Here is a 16,580-nt window from a genome sequence, read left to right on the forward strand (position 1 = left end):
CGCGAGCAAGCTCGCTCCCACAGGGGAACGCATTTCAAATGTGGGAGCGAGCTTGCTCGCGAAGGGGGTGTAACTGTTGGTGCATGGCGTGAATCTAATCTCACCATTAGAGTGCAAAGCAGGTCCAAAAAACCGCCTGATTTATATCCTGTGCACCATTTAATTTCATAACTGCGACATTTTGCGCTGTTCCAGTGCGCAATTCGTTTGGTACAGTCCGGCCCAATCTCCTCCAACGACAATAAATTTGCCGAGACTTTTGCCATGATCGAATCCGTCGAATCCTTCCTCGCCCGCCTGAAAAAACGCGATCCGGATCAACCCGAATTTCACCAGGCCGTTGAAGAAGTCCTGCGCAGTCTGTGGCCGTTTCTCGAAGCCAATCCGCATTACCTGACCTCGGGGATTCTGGAGCGCATCTGCGAGCCGGAGCGCGCGGTGGTGTTCCGTGTGTCATGGGTCGACGATCAAGGCAAGGTCCAGGTCAATCGCGGTTTCCGCATCCAGATGAACAGCGCCATCGGCCCGTACAAGGGCGGCTTGCGCTTCCATGCTTCGGTGAACCTTGGCGTGCTGAAATTCCTCGCCTTCGAACAGACCTTCAAAAACTCCCTGACCTCGTTGCCCATGGGCGGCGGCAAGGGCGGTTCCGATTTCGATCCGAAGGGTAAGAGCGACGCGGAAGTCATGCGTTTCTGCCAGGCCTTCATGAGCGAGTTGTACCGCCACATCGGCGCCGACGTTGACGTGCCGGCCGGTGACATCGGCGTCGGTGCGCGCGAGATCGGTTTCCTGTTTGGCCAGTACAAGCGCCTGAGCAATCAGTTCACCAGCGTGCTGACCGGCAAAGGCATGACCTACGGCGGCAGCCTGATTCGCCCGGAAGCCACTGGTTTCGGTTGCGTGTATTTCGCTGAAGAAATGCTCAAGCGTCGTGAGCAGACCGTTGAAGGCAAGCGTGTGGCGATCTCCGGTTCCGGCAACGTTGCGCAATACGCCGCACGTAAAGTCATGGACCTGGGCGGCAAGGTGATTTCCCTGTCCGACTCCGAAGGCACGTTGTATTGCGAGGCGGGTTTGACCGAGGAGCAATGGCTGGCGCTGCTGGAACTGAAAAACGTCAAACGCGGACGCATCAGCGAACTGGCGGCAGCGTTCGGTCTGGAATTCCGCGCCGGGCAATTGCCGTGGTCGCTGCCGTGCGACATCGCGTTGCCGTGCGCCACGCAAAACGAACTCGATGCTGAAGCCGCGCACACACTGCTGCGCAATGGCTGCGTGTGCGTGGCCGAAGGCGCGAACATGCCTACCACGCTTGCGGCTGTGGATATCTTTATCGAGGCCGGCATTCTGTTCGCCCCGGGCAAGGCGTCCAACGCCGGCGGCGTCGCGGTGAGTGGTCTGGAAATGTCACAGAACGCCATGCGCCTGCTGTGGACGGCGGGTGAGGTGGACAGCAAGCTGCACGCGATCATGCAGTCGATCCACCACGCTTGCGTGCATTACGGCGAAGAGAACGGCCGGATCAACTACGTCAAAGGGGCGAACATCGCCGGCTTCGTCAAAGTCGCCGACGCAATGCTCGCGCAGGGCGTGGTTTAAGCCGGTTCGATGCGGATCACCTCGATCACTTGATCACCGGCGGGGCGCTGCCACAGCACTTCGTCGTTGAGTCGGGCGCCGAGCAGCGCCCGGCCCAGCGGTGAGCCCCAATTGATCAGGCCTTTGCCGGCATCGGCCTGATCTTCGCCAACCAGTTGCACACGCCGTTCGGTGTCGTGCTCATCGGCGTAGGTGACCCAGCTACCGATTTGCACTGTGTCGGTGGATGTCGCGGCAACCGCGACCTGTGCGCTGCTCAGGCGCTGATTGAAATAACGCAAATCTCTCTGCAGATCGGCCAGTCGCTGCTTATCGGCCTGCTCTCCTTTGGCCGACTGCTCGGCGTGCAAGGTTTGTAGTTCGGCGACTTTGCCCTGCAACTGCGTCAAGCCTTGCGGCGTGACGTAATTGGGTTGCTCACTGACCTGCCGTTCGACCGGCTGATCGGCTTGTGCGGCGGCGTTGTCTTCGTTGACGAATGCGCGGCTCATGCTGTCCTCCCGTTAATAACGTTTGGGCCATGGTCACCGGCATTTGGTTTCACTGGATGTCTGCAAGCGACCTATTGCGAGCGATAAGCCCGTCCGGCGTCCTGATCTTTCTGTTGCTGCCAGGCGCGCTCGCGTTCGTCCCAGTGTTCGGTGCGGTATTGCTCGCGATCCTTGTTTTCCAGCATCGCCTGACACTGGCGGAAGCCATCGGTCCAGCCTTCAGCGTATTGCTTGTCTTTGAGATAGCGCGGCACGTTCTTGCGAAACTCGCCGCTGATCGAACCGGCCGCCTGGCGACCACTAACGCAGCCATCGTCGAAGCCGTCGGCGAAGGCCGGTGGATAACCCTTGGCGATCAAGTCTTCATGGGTGGTCTGGCAACCGCCCAGCAACAGCACAACACCCAGCAAACCCGCACACCGCCACATCGCACTCTCCCGCGCCGGTTCTCCGGCTTATGGGGAAAGTCTAGAAGGGGATTCATGAGGCGGCTGTCCAAGCCCCGTGAAAAATCCATTAACGCCACAAATCCCCTGTGGGAGCGAGCTTGCTCGCGAAGGCGTCGTGTCAGGCGGTTTTAATATCGACTGACCCACCGCTTTCGCGAGCAAGCTCGCTCCCACATTGGTTCTGTGCTGTGTTCGGGATCAGTAGTGATACCACTTCACCTCAAGCATGACTTCGGTTTCCGGCGTGGCAAGGTGGCTGAACTCGCGCTGCGCACTTAAACGCAAACCGAGGTTGCGCGACAATTCCCACTGCTGGTTCAAACTCAGGCTGCGGCGCACTTCGCCATTGAAGAAGTAATCCCCCTTGGCTTCCAGGCTCATATTCCCCAACGGGTTTTTCCACAACACGCCGGTATTGAAACCGCCGGCCGGAGAAACAAATTCAGCGAAGTCATTGTTGTGTTCAACGCGCACGGTGCCGAGGGCAAAACCCAACACATCGTCACCCAGCGCCCAGGTACCGCCACCGCCACCGTTGACATGGCTGACCAGCGTTTCGTCATCATGCTTGCCGGGTACGCGCTCAAGACCGCCGGTGACCTGCCACGACAATGGCTGCAGCAGCTCATTGCGCGGTGTCAGCGAGCGAATCGTCGCCAGATCCAGTTGCTGGAACTGCCAGTGATTACCTTCGTACTGACGCAACTTCATCTGCAGGATTTCGATCTGCGCGCCGAGCGGGAAGCTTTCGGCGTTGTCGTTGAGATCGTGATAGGCCATGCGCAAACCGTACTCGCCGAACGCACGGTCACCGCGGGTGCCGAGACCGGCCTGCCAGGTGCGTGATTCGTGGCCGTCTTCAGGCAGGCCCGGTTGCGGAATGTCCAGCTCGGGCGCGGGATTCTTGTTGATCGCCCGCAGCAATTCGAAACTGCGTTGCGCCCGTTGCGGATCACGTTCCTGACCGTTGGCGCGGTAGCGTTCGAGGCGATACGCCGCGTCGATGATCAGCGCCTGACGGTCGCGGGGCAGGGCTTTGAAGGCTGGATCCTGCAGCACTTGCTGATCGGCGCTGACTTTCAGCACCCATTGCTGTTCTTCATCACTGAGCGGCTCGGCACGGCTGAGTAATTCACGCTCGCGCGATGGCCGGTATTCGATACTTTCCACCAGCCTGGCTTCCTTCACCGCTTTGACGGTATCGGTGGGAATCGCGGTCAATGGGAATTGTTCGGTCAGGCGCAGACTCGGCCGCGCCACCTGCAGCAACTCAAGCAGACGATACGAGCAGTTTTCGTCGAAGAAGAAATAGTCGAACTGAATCTGCTTCAACTCCCACACATGTTCGACCATGCGCGCGGTTTCTTCCTGGGTCAGGTTCAGTCGGTATTCCCACAAATCGCGGTTTTCCAGACTGCGGTATTCGGAGAGTTTTTCCTGATACGGCACCAGTGCGAACAGGCCCGGATAACCGCCCATCAAGCCTTTCCAAGCGTAGAGAATGCTGTTGTCCGAACCTTCGATGTAGGCGCCGAAGTTGATCGCGTAACTGAGCAGCGAGGTCTTGTCGGCCTGCACGTCAGCCTGGTCGATACGCAGCAGGGTGTGGCCGAACATCGATGACGGACTGTTCAAATAAGCCGCCGGGAAGATCATCACCGCGCTGTGCGGCGAAACATCCTTGAACCACTTCTTGTACTCGGCGCATTCCGGCGCTGGCAGATCGCTGAGCTTGAGCTGTGCTTTCAGCCAGCGGGTGCGTGCCGGATAAACGCATTGCGCATGCTGCTCGCCGAGGCTGGCCGGGGCGTACAGCGCTTGCACGGTGGCCGCCAGTTCGTGATCGGGATGTTCGTTGCCGTCGGGCGCCAGAAAGAATTTCTTGTCGCTGACATAGCTGCGCCAGCCGCCGAGTTTGGCGGTTTCGTAGTGACCGAGGGAAATCCAGAAGCGGTCGTTGGCCAGTTGCTGCAAACGTTGAGGGTCGATGTGGGGCGCGGCGGACAGCGGGGCGCAGACACAGAGCGCCAGCCAGGCAAGGCGTTTGAGCATAGTCGGCAACTTGAACAGGAAAGAAATAAAGACCCAAGGAGGGCGGGCCGAAAAAACAAAACCCGCTTCCCGAAGGAAGCGGGCAGGGGTCGAGCTTAAGCCTGAGTCGCGTACTTGGCCAGACGAGGATCCGATTTCAGTACGGCCAGGGTGTTGGTATGCACGTCTTCAGCGGTCACGTCAGCCTTGCTGAAGATCTGCTGGAAGTGCTCGTGAGTCACAGCCGCGAAGTGCGCACGGTCTTCCGGCGCCACGCCCAGTACCACGGCATAAGTCGTCAGCGCTTCGCCGTTGCCTTTGGCCATGTCTTCGGACAGCTCGTTCATCATGCCATTCATGGCAAACCAGGATTTGCCGCCGTAGGTCAGCGATGCGTTGGTCGAGCAACCGTTGGTGCCGGACGTCATCCCGAAGGTGGCGTTACCGGACGTGCCGTTGGTGGTGGAAGCGAGGAAGTGAGCAGGGGTGCCACGCTGACCTTCGAACAGCATGTTGCCCCAACCGCAATCCGGGCCGCCTGGAGCTTGCGCCATTGCGTTGATGGATACAGCGGTGAAGAGAGTACCGAGAAGAATCCGTTTCATAGCTTTGTTCTCTTTGTGTGCATACCAATGGACAGGGTTCTGGCCCCCCAAGCTCTGTACGAAACAGATCCAAACGAAGCCAGTGGGCCGGTATTAGTTCCAGCCGCGCAGTTTGGAGTTTAGGCACGTTCCAGGGGTTCCGTGGTTTTTTGCAAAATATTTGGAATAAACCCCGGTTTCCGGGGGCGGGCCGCAGCCTTGGCCGGTTGTCTATGCTTTGTCATGTGGCGCGCCTTGCCAGTGGGGCACGGGCAGCGCCAGAATGCCGCTATCTGCCCCGCCTGATTGTTAAGGAAGCCCGATGCCTGATCCTGTTGCTGCCAGCTTGCGTCTTGCGCCCGAAGCGCTGACCCGTCCGTTTTCCGCTGAACAGTTCAGCTTCACTACCACCAATGATCTGGAGCCCTTTCGCGGTGTGCTCGGCCAGGAACGCGCGGTCGAAGCCTTGCAGTTCGGTGTGGCCATGCCCCGCCCCGGTTACAACGTCTTTGTCATGGGCGAGCCCGGCACTGGCCGCTTCTCGTTCGTCAAACGCTACCTGAAAGCAGAAGGCAAACGCCTGCAGACCCCGGCGGACTGGGTCTACGTCAACAATTTCGATGAGCCGCGCGAGCCGCGAGCGCTGGAATTGCCTTCCGGCACTGCCGGCGTCTTTATCGGTGACATCAACGGCTTGATCGATAACCTGCTGGCAACGTTTCCAGCGGTGTTCGAGCACCCGTCCTACCAGCAAAAGAAAAGCGCCATCGACCGCGCCTTCAACCAGCGCTATGACAAGGCCCTCGACATCATCGAGCGCCTGGCCCTGGAAAAAGACGTCGCCCTGTACCGCGACAGCAGCAACGTTGCCTTCACGCCGATGCTCGACGGTAAAGCGCTGGACGAAGCCGAATTCGCCCAGTTGCCGGAAGCCGATCGCGAGCGTTTCCACGAAGACATCTCCGGCCTCGAAGAGCGTCTGAACGAAGAACTCGCCAGCCTGCCGCAGTGGAAACGCGAATCGAACAATCAACTGCGTTCGCTCAACGAAGAAACCATCACGTTGGCCTTGCAGCCATTGCTGTCGCCGCTGTCGGAGAAGTACGCCGAGAACGCGGCCGTCTGCGGTTACCTGCAAGCGATGCAGGTTTATCTGTTGAAAACCGTGGTCGAGCAACTGGTCGACGACAGCAAGACCGACGCCGTCGCACGCAAACTGCTCGAAGAGCAATACGCGCCAAGCCTGGTGGTCGGGCATCCGGCCAGCGGCGGTGCGCCGGTCGTTTTCGAGCCGCACCCGACCTACGAAAACCTGTTCGGTCGCATCGAATACACCACCGATCAGGGCGCGCTCTACACCACTTATCGTCAGTTGCGTCCGGGCGCCTTGCACCGCGCCAACGGTGGTTTCCTGATTCTTGAAGCGGAAAAAATGCTCAGCGAGCCATTCGTGTGGGATGCGCTGAAACGCGCCCTGCAATCGCGCAAGCTGAAAATGGAATCGCCGCTGGGCGAGATGGGCCGTTTCGCCACCGTGACGCTCAACCCGCAGCACATTCCGTTGCAGGTCAAAGTCATCATCATCGGTGCGCGGTCGCTGTACTACACGCTGCAGGATCTCGATCCGGACTTCCAGGAGATGTTCCGCGTTCTGGTCGACTTCGATGAAGACATCCCGATGGTCGACGAGAGCCTGGAGCAATTTGCCCAGCTGTTGAAAACCCGTACTTCGGAAGAAGGCATGGCGCCGCTGACCGCCGATGCGGTGGCGCGTCTGGCGACTTACAGCGCACGACTGGCTGAGCATCAGGGGCGTTTGTCGGCGCGCATCGGTGATCTGTTCCAACTGGTCAGCGAGGCGGATTTCATCCGTCATCTGGCCGGCGATGAAATGACTGATGCCGGGCACATCGAACGTGCCCTGAAAGCCAAAGCCACGCGCACCGGGCGTGTGTCGGCGCGGATTCTCGACGACATGCTCGCCGGGATCATCCTGATCGACACCGACGGCGCGGCGGTCGGCAAGTGCAACGGTCTGACCGTACTCGAAGTCGGTGATTCGGCGTTCGGTGTGCCGGCGCGGATTTCCGCCACGGTGTACCCGGGCGGTAGCGGCATTGTCGACATCGAGCGTGAGGTCAACCTCGGTCAGCCGATCCACTCCAAAGGCGTGATGATCCTCACCGGGTATCTGGGCAGCCGTTACGCCCAGGAATTCCCGCTGGCGATTTCCGCGAGCATCGCGCTGGAGCAGTCGTACGGTTACGTCGATGGCGACAGTGCGTCGCTGGGCGAGGCGTGCACGCTGATTTCGGCGCTGTCGAAAACCCCGCTCAAGCAATGCTTTGCGATCACCGGTTCGATCAACCAGTTCGGCGAAGTGCAGGCGGTGGGTGGGGTCAACGAGAAGATCGAAGGCTTCTTCCGTCTCTGTGAAGCGCGCGGACTGACGGGCGAGCAGGGCGCGATCATTCCACAGGCCAACGTTGCCACGCTGATGCTTGATGAGAAGGTATTGGCGGCGGTGCGTGCCGGGCAGTTTCACGTGTACGCGGTACGCCAGGCCGACGAGGCGCTGAGCCTGCTGGTCGGTGAACCGGCCGGTGAGCCGAATGCCGACGGCGAATTCCCGGAAGGCAGCATCAACGCCCGAGTGGTCGAACGCCTGCGCGACATCGCCGAAATGATCAGCGAAGAAGACCTCAAGGAAGCCGAGAAGGAGTTGGCACAAGAGGCGCTGGCCGAAGCCAAACCGGCTTAACAGTCTTAAAACGAACCCTGTGGGAGCGAGCTTGCTCGCGAAAGCGGCGTATCAGTCGACGAATCAGTTGCCTGACACTCCGTATTCGCGAGCAAGCTCGCTCCCACAGTTGTTTTTCCAGATTGATTTTTGTGGGGATCTTCGGAAAATTCGCCACAACTCTGGCGCCAATCTTCACACAATGACCATTCGGCGCCTTCTGGTCTCATTCGGCTTGCGCAGCAGACTTTTCTTCTATCCTCAGCTCAAGGATATCGACAGTATCACTGGATCGAGCCAGTCCTCTCGTGGGGGCTGAATACCGGCTTCACCGAGGGTCGCCGCCATGTCGCGCAACCTCTGCCTCACCCGTCAATGCCTGGGTCTTGTGACCCGTATCGAATGCGCCATCAAACCCTTGGCCGGCGATAACGGCATGTGGACGCTGCTCTTCGCGGCCGGCATGGCCGGCGAACAACCTTCAGCGATCAAAGCCCAGGGCCCGTTTCATGGGCCGGTCGCCGCCGAATCGATACTCGACACCATCGTTGAAAGCCTGACATTGCATGGCTACGAACTGGCCGATGATCCGCAAATCTGGAGCCTGCACCTGCAAGCCCAGTTGCGCCAGATCAACGGCGGACGGGGCCGCAGCCTCAACAGTTAGTGCGCCGAGCCGGTGGCTGGCGCCTTGTCGAGTTTGACCTCAAAGCCGTATTGCACGGTGGCGAGGTCGGTGCGCTGATAGGTTTCCACGTGGGTCGGGCGACCATAGAAGTAATGCACGCCGAACAACGCCGGGCCTTCTGCGCTCGCGTCATGGCTGACCGACAGAACCTGCTTGAGGTAGTTGCCGCTGTCATCCTTGACGAAGAAACGCCATTCATTGGGTGGAAACAGTTTTAGGTCCACCACCAGCTGGTTGTTCTTGATTTCCAGACCTTTGGGCAAGGATTGGGCGTCGTACGCCTGCTTGGCCACGGTTGCGAGAAACAATGGCATCGAACCAACGGCAATCGCCGGGGTTTCCGGGAACAGATTCAGATCGTAAGTAATCGTCGCGCGCAGCGGATCGACTTGATACGCCTCGGGCGGCAATTCGATCGGCTCATCGAGTTTGCCGCTGCGCTTCTCGGTAAAAAACGTTACAGGGCTGACGCCCGGATTGAAGTCATCGCCCAGTAACTCATCGTTGAAAGAACGGCGATGGGAAAACTCGATGCGTGCGGCGCTCGGCTCTTCCACTGACTGATGGACGCGAATGCCTGCCTTCAGCTGTTCTTCGGTCAGGCTCGCACCCTTGAGCCAGTTGACCGCCAGGTCGTCATAGACCGTCACCGGCAGATCCAGCGGCGCAATGGCTTTTTCCGTGGTGTGTTGATTGAACGTGCGGATCGGCAGATCCAGCGATTTACGCGTCACCGTCGCCGAGGAAAAGTCGAGCACGCTGACTTCCAGGGTTTCGATCGGGCCATTGAAGTAGACCTTGTTGTAGCGCCGCGGGTGTTGTTCCTCGAATGCCTGCTGCTCTTGCGTGAGCTGCTTTTCCAGAGCATCGCTCCAGTTCTTTTGTCGTTGCAGGTCAGCCAGCTGTTTTTCGTAGAACGCCACTTGCTCCGGGCTCTCATTGATTGAGCCTGCGCGTATCAGGTACTGCCCGGTTTTATCACGGGCCTGAACAATCAGAGGATTGAGCTGCGCGTCTGCCACTTCCGCGACCAGTGGCAGGTTGTTGCTGAATTCGACTTCGGCGTAGTTCTTTTCCAGTTTCAGCAATTTGACGCTGAGGTTGTCATTGGTGCGGGTCTGGCCGACATCCTTTTGTGTCAGGTCGAAGCTGTACAAGCGGCGCGGCGCGATGACTTCGATCTGGCCTTGCAGGCTGACCGGTTGCGGCAGGGACTTCTTGTCGACGTCGAGGCCGTCGATGAACGGGTAGGTCACTGTCAGGTCGTCGGGGTTGGTGACGTTGGAGCTGGAGGGGCTGAGCTGAATGCCCGGATCGGTTTCCGACCATTCCGGCTGGTAAGGGATCACGCGTTTGTTGCTCAGCGTCACCGACTGCCATTCCACGCCATGGGGGAACAGGAAGCCGCCGGGAATGTTCAGGTTGAACGGGAATACCGGTTGCAGATCGGTGAGGTAATCGGAGCTGGCATCCTTGTGCAGCACGAACAGGCCGTTGATGAAGGTGTCGACCAGCGCCTGCGGAGCCGGGTAGTGCTTGAGCACGGCGAGGGCGTCTTCACCGTATTCGGTGCGTGCTGGAATATCGTCGAGTTTGACCTGTGCACGTTCAAGCAACAGCAGTGAACTGCCGAGCTCGGCCACGGCCTCCTTGAGCTTCGGGTCAGTGATGGCATCCAGTGACTGCTCGAACTTTGCCGTTTTTTCTTCAAGGCTCGCCGCGTGTTTTTCATCGCTGGGTGAGCAGCCGCTCATCAGCAGCGCGAGGCACATTCCGGCAGTCGTTATCGGTAATCGCACATCCATTTCCACTCGTCCTGTCCACAGTCACGGGCTGTCAATGGTTTGGACACTAGCAGAAAAAAAATGACACACACACGCAGGTGACGGATTTGCGGGCGGTTTCTGGCTGTCACAGGTCGCTGGTATACTCGCCGCCATTTCCAGCCCCTTGTGTGAGATTCAATGGAACGCTTTATCGAAAATGCAATGTACGCCTCGCGCTGGCTGCTGGCGCCGATCTATATCGGGCTGTCCCTCGGGTTGCTGGCGCTGGCACTGAAATTTTTCCAGGAAGTGTTCCACATCCTGCCCAACGTGTTCTCGATGGCCGAATCGGAACTGATTCTGGTGCTGCTGTCGCTGATCGATATGGCGCTGGTTGGCGGCCTGCTGGTGATGGTGATGATTTCCGGCTACGAGAACTTCGTCTCTGAGCTGAACATCGATGAAGGCAAGGAAAAGCTCAGTTGGCTCGGCACCATGGACTCGTCGTCGCTGAAGATGAAAGTCGCGGCCTCGATCGTGGCGATTTCTTCGATCCACTTGCTGCGCATCTTCATGGACGCCAAGAACGTCGATCCCGAGCACTTGATGTGGTACGTGATCATCCACATGACGTTTGTGGTCTCGGCGTTCGCCATGGGTTACCTGGACAAGGTTACCAAGCACTGATCAACCGCTGATCAATGCGAAAACACCGCCCGTCTGTTGCGAAACAGACGGGCGGTGTCGTTTGTGGCTTGTGCTTTGTTCCGTGCGGGCATATCCCTGTAGAGGTCTTGAGTCGCCACTGCGTGAGGTGTGTTCATGAACCTGCAAGAGTTGAATGCGTTTGCCATCGCCAGAAAGGTCGATGAGTTGAACCTGATCTCCATGGAAGGCGGGATTTATCTGCTCGAAGCGCGGATGCACGGGGCGGCGGTTCCTCTGCGTGATCTCAAGGGGAAGATGTTGACATTGCGCTCGGTGGAGCATGCGCGGGATTTGCTGCACAACTTTCCGGTGCTGCCGTTCAATCTCGTGCACACCTCGGTACACGATGAAATGTGTGGCCTGGGCGCCAGTGGCGAGGAAAGCCTGAAAGTGCCGCTCGCCTGGCGTTCAGCCCTGTAGGCGTTGCGCGCCATCGCCGGAGCATCTGTGCTAGTCTGCTCGCCCTTTTGGTTCCGGGCGCGCCGGGACGCGCTGTGCACGCACGGCAAGTCTTGTGGCCGTCCGCACAGCGGAGCAGTGTCATGTCCGAAGTAAATCTGTCCACCGACGAAACCCGCGTCAGCTACGGTATCGGCCGTCAGCTGGGTGACCAGCTGCGCGACAACCCGCCACCGGGCGTTAGCCTGGACGCCATCCTGGCGGGTCTGACCGACGCGTTCGGCGGTCTGCCAAGCCGTGTGGGTCAGGAAGAGCTGTCCGCCAGCTTCAAGGTTATCCGCGAAATCATGCAAGCCGAAGCGGCGGCCAAAGCTGAAGCCGCTGCTGGCGAAGGCCTGGCTTTCCTGGCTGAAAACGCCAAGCGCGACGGCATCACCACTCTGGCTTCCGGCCTGCAATTCGAAGTGCTGACGCAGGGCGAAGGCGCCAAGCCGACCCGTGAAGACCAGGTACGTACCCACTACCACGGCACGCTGATCGACGGCACTGTGTTCGACAGCTCCTACGAGCGCGGCCAGCCTGCAGAATTCCCGGTTGGCGGCGTGATCGCTGGCTGGACCGAAGCCCTGCAACTGATGAATGCCGGCAGCAAATGGCGTCTGTACGTGCCGAGCGAACTGGCTTACGGCGCTCAAGGCGTTGGCAGCATCCCGCCGCACAGCGTGCTGGTATTCGACGTCGAGCTGCTGGACGTTCTGTAAGACCTGATTGTTGGAGCGGGCTCGGTCATGTGGGAGCGAGCTTGCTCGCGAAAGCGGTATGTTATTCAACGATGATGTTGAATGTTATGGCCTCTTCGCGAGCAAGCTCGCTCCCACAGGGCTTGCTCCGACATGTTGCAGTTTCATAGTTCTATCTTGTGCTGCAGTTCACTGGTTGGGCGCAAGGCCCGGGCGTAGCAGAACAGGAACAGATTGCGCACCAGCTCCTTGAGCACCAGCGGCTCGCTGGAATTGAGGCTGCTGACGTCCAGATCACCTTGATCCTGCAGCTCATGCAAGGCTTCTTCCTCAAGTACCGCACAGACTTCGCCGGTCTCCCGATGGAGGATTCTGAGGTAAGGGTGTGGGCGATCCAGCCACGCGTCGATCAAATAAGTCATGGTTCTCATCTCCATTGAAGGTGTTTGATGAGAATAATTCTTATTATCAAAATAGCAAGTGTCTATTGGCAGATTGTGAATTTTTCCGGGTAAAGATTGCGTAAGGTCAAAACGGCTGGCGTTTGGCTATTGCGTGGTTTTTTCGAGGCAGGGTGGGGAGGGCGAAGCTCCATCCCACGGCTGGCGCGGGATGGATGGCAGCAGAATCAGACTTTTCTGACGAACTCGGATTTGAGTTTCATCGGGCCGATGCCGTCGATCTTGCAGTCGATGTCGTGGTCGCCATCGCACAGGCGGATATTTTTGACCTTGGTGCCGACCTTGACCACCAGCGAGGTGCCCTTGACCTTGAGGTCCTTGATCACGGTGATGGTGTCGCCGTCCTGCAGGACGTTGCCGACCGAATCTTTCTTCACGGCATCATCGGAGGCCACTTCGGCTTCGCCATTGGCGGACCACTCGTGGGCGCACTCCGGGCACACCAGTTGGGTACCGTCTTCGTAGGTGAATTCGGAATTGCATTTCGGGCAGGGTGGCAACGTGCTCACTAAGGCTCCTTGGGATGTGGATCGCTAAAAGTCGCACATTATATAGGGTTTTAATCGCGAGAGGGCAGGCAACAAAAAGCCGCAGGCTTCAAAGGAAGGCTGCGGCTTTTGCTGAGGCGGGCAGAATCAGTGCGTACGGGCGACCGCAAACTCGCTCAGCTCAACCAGCGCATCGCGATATTCGCTGGCCGGCAGCGCATCGAGGCACTTGATCGCACGGGCCACGTAATCGCGGGCCAGTTGCGCGGTGTACTCCAGCGAACCGGACGCTTCCACGGCAATGCGGATGCTTTCCAGGTCTTCGATCCCGCCTTTCTGGATCGCCTGGCGCACCAGTGCAGCCTGTTCAGCCGTACCTTCACGCATGGTGTAGATCAGCGGCAGGGTCGGCTTGCCTTCGGCCAGATCGTCACCGACGTTCTTGCCCAGGGTTTCCGCATCGCCCTTGTAGTCGAGCAGGTCGTCGACCAGTTGGAACGCCACGCCGAGGTGATCGCCGAAGGTACGCAGGGCTTCGCTCTGCTCAGCGGTAGCGCCGGCCAATGCGGCGGCACTGTGGGTCGAGGCTTCGAAGAGCATCGCGGTCTTGCCGCGGATGACTTCCATGTAGGTTTCTTCGGTGGTGCTGGCGTCGCGCACCTTGGACAGTTGCAACACTTCGCCTTCGGCGATGATGCGCGTGGCCTGGGACAGAATCTTCATCACCGGCATCGAACCGAGTTCGACCATCATTTCGAACGAGCGCGAGTACAGGAAGTCGCCGACCAGCACGCTGGGCGCGTTGCCCCACATGGCGTTGGCGGTCGAGCGGCCACGGCGCATGCCGGACATGTCGACGACGTCGTCATGCAGCAGGGTCGCGGTGTGCAGGAATTCGATGGTGGCGGCCAAAAGACGCATGTCGTCGCCTTCGCGACCCAGGGCCTTGCCACACAGCAACACTAATAAAGGACGCAGACGCTTGCCGCCGGCCGAGGTAATGTAATCGCCGATTTTCGATACCAGCGGAACTCGGGAAGTCAGCTGCTTCTTGATGATGCCGTCGACGGCGCTAAAATCGTCCGCCACCGCGCGGTAGAAAGCTTGGGGTTGCATCAGCGAGAGTCGCTCCAGAAGGGTTGCGCGGCATGCTAGGACCCACATCCGGACCTGTCAAGGCGCGATGGACGGCCTCTTGCGTGACACTCGCAGCTTGCGTACAATCGCGCACCCTGAACTTCCTGGGCAGCACCTGCCTTACGCAATTGCAACGGGCCTTCCAGCCTTATGCAGCCATGCCAGCCAATACCTCTTCTTATAAAGAGCTGGGTGAGCAGGATTATCGGAGAAATACCATGTCTTATGCAGTAATCGTTACTGGCGGCAAGCAGTACAAAGTCGCCCCAGGTGAATACCTGAAGATCGAAAAACTGGAAATCGCTACCGGCGAATCCGTTACCTTTGATCGCGTTCTGTTGGTTGCCAATGGCGACGACGTGAATATCGGCGCTCCAGTTGTTGCTGGCGCTACCGTTGTGGCTGAAGTGATCTCCCAAGGTCGTCACGATAAAGTCCGCATCATCAAGTTCCGTCGCCGTAAGCACCACATGAAGCGTATGGGCCACCGCCAGTGGTACACCGAGATCAAAATCACCGGTATTCAGGCTTAATTTCAGCCTAATTCCTCACTAGGAGAATTGACTCATGGCACACAAAAAAGCTGGTGGTAGTACCCGTAACGGTCGCGACTCAGAAGCCAAACGCCTTGGCGTTAAGATGTATGGCGGCCAGAAAATCATTCCGGGCAACATCATCGTGCGTCAGCGCGGCACTCAATTCCACGCTGGCTACGGCGTTGGCATGGGTAAGGATCACACCCTCTTCGCGAAAATCGAAGGCGTGATCAAGTTTGAAGTAAAAGGCGCGTTCAACCGCCGTTACGTGAGCGTTGTCGCCGCTTAATTGCGCGATCGCTGGAAAAGCCCTGTCTCGCGACGGGGCTTTTTCGTTTGTGGGGTGAGTCTCTTGCAAAGCTGTTTGTATGGGCTGTCGGCGTGCGATGCAGGTCGTGTTTTGGGGTCGCTGCGCTCATTTTTGCAAGAGTCTTATGTCTTGATTGTTTTTCGGCTCGTCCGTACGGCGAGAGGCGTTGGTTATGAAGTTTGTTGATGAAGTATCGATTCGCGTAAAGGCTGGTGATGGCGGCAATGGCGCCATGAGTTTCCGTCGGGAAAAATTCATCGAAAACGGTGGTCCTAACGGCGGTGATGGCGGTGACGGCGGTTCCATCTACATGATGGCTGACGAAAACCTCAACACCCTGGTCGACTACCGTTACACCCGGCACTTCGATGCCGAGCGTGGCTCCAACGGTGGCAGCACCGACTGCACCGGTAAAAAGGGTGAAGATCTGATCCTGCGCGTGCCGGTCGGCACCACGGTGATCGACTCTGCTACCCAGGAAGTGATTGGCGACCTGACCAAGGCTGGCCAGAAACTGATGGTAGTGCAGGGCGGTTGGCACGGTCTGGGTAACACTCGTTTCAAGTCCAGTACCAACCGCGCGCCGCGTCAAACCACGCCGGGCAAGCCGGGTGAACAGCGCGACCTGAAACTGGAAATGAAAGTGCTGGCCGACGTCGGTCTGCTCGGTTTGCCGAACGCCGGTAAAAGTACTTTTATCCGCTCGGTATCGGCCGCCAAGCCGAAAGTTGCCGACTACCCGTTCACCACCCTGGTGCCGAACCTGGGTGTGGTCAGCGTCGATCGCTGGAAGAGCTTCGTGGTCGCGGACATCCCGGGTCTGATCGAAGGTGCTTCCGACGGCGCTGGTCTGGGTATTCGTTTCCTCAAGCACTTGGCGCGTACGCGCCTGTTGCTGCACCTCGTCGACATGGCGCCGCTGGATGATTCCAGTGCACCGGACGCGGCGGAAGTGATCGTCAACGAACTGATCAAGTTCAGCCCGTCCCTGGCAGAGCGCGATCGTTGGCTGGTGCTGAACAAGTGCGACCAGATCCTTGAAGAAGAGCACGATGAGCGCGTCAAGGAAATCGTTGAGCGCCTCGAGTGGACTGGTCCGGTCTATGTGATCTCGGCGATCGCCAAGATCGGTACCGAGCGTCTGTGCCACGACATCATGCGTTACATGGAAGACCGCGCCGATCGTCTGGCCAATGACCCGGCTTACAAGGAAGAGCTGGCCGATCTCGATCAGCGCATCGAAGACGAGGCGCGCGCGCAATTGCAGGCGCTGGATGACAAGCGTGCCCTGCGTCGCAGTGGCGTGAAGTCGGTCCATGACATCGGCGAAGATGATTGGGACGAAGAAGATGTGGATGACGAAGACGGTCCGGAAATCATTTACGTGCGTGACTGATTCGTTGCAGTAAACTTAAGCGCCGCTCAATCGAGCGGCGTTTTAGTATCTGGA

17 protein-coding genes are annotated in these 16,580 nt (G+C 58.6%); 9 read left to right on the plus strand and 8 right to left on the minus strand.

All coding sequences use genetic code 11. The annotated features are described in order from the left end of the window. The first annotated feature begins 264 nt into the window (after positions 1 to 264). Positions 265 to 1,602 carry an NADP-specific glutamate dehydrogenase gene (gdhA, locus tag WA225_RS19640; protein WP_422609226.1) on the plus strand — a complete coding sequence of 446 codons (1,338 nt, stop codon included), beginning with the start codon at positions 265 to 267 and terminating at the stop codon, positions 1,600 to 1,602. On the opposite strand, the gene WA225_RS19645 is transcribed toward gdhA, so the two are convergent. The 4 genes from WA225_RS19645 to WA225_RS19660 form a co-directional block, all read right to left on the minus strand. Then, positions 1,599 to 2,093, minus strand: coding sequence for a GreA/GreB family elongation factor (locus WA225_RS19645; RefSeq protein ID WP_422609227.1), 495 nt, complete (start codon positions 2,091 to 2,093; stop codon positions 1,599 to 1,601). The two genes, gdhA and WA225_RS19645, sit on opposite strands and share 4 nt — an antisense overlap. Before the next feature lie 71 nt (positions 2,094 to 2,164). After that, positions 2,165 to 2,521 carry a hypothetical protein gene (locus WA225_RS19650; protein ID WP_422609228.1) on the minus strand — a complete coding sequence of 119 codons (357 nt, stop codon included), beginning with the start codon at positions 2,519 to 2,521 and terminating at the stop codon, positions 2,165 to 2,167. Positions 2,522 to 2,740: 219 nt separating this feature from the next. Then, a complete protein-coding gene (locus tag WA225_RS19655; RefSeq protein ID WP_422609229.1) occupies positions 2,741 to 4,594 on the minus strand; it encodes a DUF4105 domain-containing protein in 1,854 nt (617 codons plus the stop codon). Positions 4,595 to 4,689: 95 nt separating this feature from the next. Continuing rightward, a complete protein-coding gene (locus WA225_RS19660) occupies positions 4,690 to 5,178 on the minus strand; it encodes a DUF3015 domain-containing protein (RefSeq protein WP_007909797.1) in 489 nt (162 codons plus the stop codon). 301 nt (positions 5,179 to 5,479) lie between these two features. On the opposite strand from WA225_RS19660, the gene WA225_RS19665 reads away from it, so the two are divergent. Both WA225_RS19665 and WA225_RS19670 read left to right on the plus strand, forming a co-directional pair. After that, positions 5,480 to 7,918, plus strand: coding sequence for a Lon protease family protein (locus WA225_RS19665; RefSeq protein WP_422609230.1), 2,439 nt, complete (start codon positions 5,480 to 5,482; stop codon positions 7,916 to 7,918). Positions 7,919 to 8,243: 325 nt separating this feature from the next. Continuing rightward, complete coding sequence (locus WA225_RS19670; RefSeq protein ID WP_064118737.1) at positions 8,244 to 8,564, plus strand: hypothetical protein; 321 nt, start codon at positions 8,244 to 8,246, stop codon at positions 8,562 to 8,564. Here the strand turns inward: WA225_RS19670 and WA225_RS19675 are convergent. Then, on the minus strand, positions 8,561 to 10,390 hold the full coding sequence (locus WA225_RS19675) for a hypothetical protein (RefSeq protein ID WP_422609231.1): 1,830 nt from the start codon (positions 10,388 to 10,390) through the stop codon (positions 8,561 to 8,563). The genes WA225_RS19670 and WA225_RS19675 overlap by 4 nt on opposite strands. A gap of 159 nt (positions 10,391 to 10,549) precedes the next feature. Here WA225_RS19675 and WA225_RS19680 point away from each other — a divergent pair, with 159 nt between their 5' ends. From WA225_RS19680 to WA225_RS19690, 3 genes are all read left to right on the plus strand, one after another. Further along, positions 10,550 to 11,038, plus strand: a complete 489-nt coding sequence (locus WA225_RS19680; protein WP_007909801.1) for a TIGR00645 family protein — start codon at positions 10,550 to 10,552, stop codon at positions 11,036 to 11,038. Between the two features lie 135 nt (positions 11,039 to 11,173). Beyond that, positions 11,174 to 11,479 carry a DUF6482 family protein gene (locus WA225_RS19685; protein WP_422609232.1) on the plus strand — a complete coding sequence of 102 codons (306 nt, stop codon included), beginning with the start codon at positions 11,174 to 11,176 and terminating at the stop codon, positions 11,477 to 11,479. Positions 11,480 to 11,601: 122 nt separating this feature from the next. Next, on the plus strand, positions 11,602 to 12,219 hold the full coding sequence (locus WA225_RS19690; RefSeq protein WP_064118735.1) for an FKBP-type peptidyl-prolyl cis-trans isomerase: 618 nt from the start codon (positions 11,602 to 11,604) through the stop codon (positions 12,217 to 12,219). A 143-nt stretch (positions 12,220 to 12,362) separates the two neighbouring features. On the opposite strand, the gene WA225_RS19695 is transcribed toward WA225_RS19690, so the two are convergent. From WA225_RS19695 to WA225_RS19705, 3 genes are all read right to left on the minus strand, one after another. Continuing rightward, entirely contained in the window at positions 12,363 to 12,620 is a 258-nt protein-coding gene (locus WA225_RS19695; protein ID WP_007909813.1) for a hypothetical protein, read from the minus strand. Between the two features lie 206 nt (positions 12,621 to 12,826). Next, positions 12,827 to 13,168 carry a zinc ribbon domain-containing protein YjdM gene (locus WA225_RS19700; protein WP_064118733.1) on the minus strand — a complete coding sequence of 114 codons (342 nt, stop codon included), beginning with the start codon at positions 13,166 to 13,168 and terminating at the stop codon, positions 12,827 to 12,829. Positions 13,169 to 13,294: 126 nt separating this feature from the next. Continuing rightward, positions 13,295 to 14,263 (minus strand): polyprenyl synthetase family protein, encoded by a 969-nt coding sequence (locus WA225_RS19705; protein ID WP_093434797.1) that lies wholly within the window; start codon positions 14,261 to 14,263, stop codon positions 13,295 to 13,297. A gap of 239 nt (positions 14,264 to 14,502) precedes the next feature. Here WA225_RS19705 and rplU point away from each other — a divergent pair, with 239 nt between their 5' ends. The 3 genes from rplU to cgtA all read left to right on the plus strand — a co-directional run bounded on the left by rplU (position 14,503) and on the right by cgtA (position 16,526). Next, positions 14,503 to 14,817 (plus strand): 50S ribosomal protein L21, encoded by a 315-nt coding sequence (rplU, locus tag WA225_RS19710; protein ID WP_003176051.1) that lies wholly within the window; start codon positions 14,503 to 14,505, stop codon positions 14,815 to 14,817. A gap of 34 nt (positions 14,818 to 14,851) precedes the next feature. Further along, on the plus strand, positions 14,852 to 15,109 hold the full coding sequence (rpmA, locus tag WA225_RS19715; RefSeq protein WP_003176049.1) for a 50S ribosomal protein L27: 258 nt from the start codon (positions 14,852 to 14,854) through the stop codon (positions 15,107 to 15,109). A 193-nt stretch (positions 15,110 to 15,302) separates the two neighbouring features. Then, positions 15,303 to 16,526, plus strand: a complete 1,224-nt coding sequence (gene cgtA / locus WA225_RS19720) for an Obg family GTPase CgtA (RefSeq protein ID WP_422609233.1) — start codon at positions 15,303 to 15,305, stop codon at positions 16,524 to 16,526. Positions 16,527 to 16,580: the final 54 nt, after the last annotated feature.

This window comes from Pseudomonas sp. (assembly GCF_049300855.1).
Lineage (GTDB): Bacteria > Pseudomonadota > Gammaproteobacteria > Pseudomonadales > Pseudomonadaceae > Aquipseudomonas.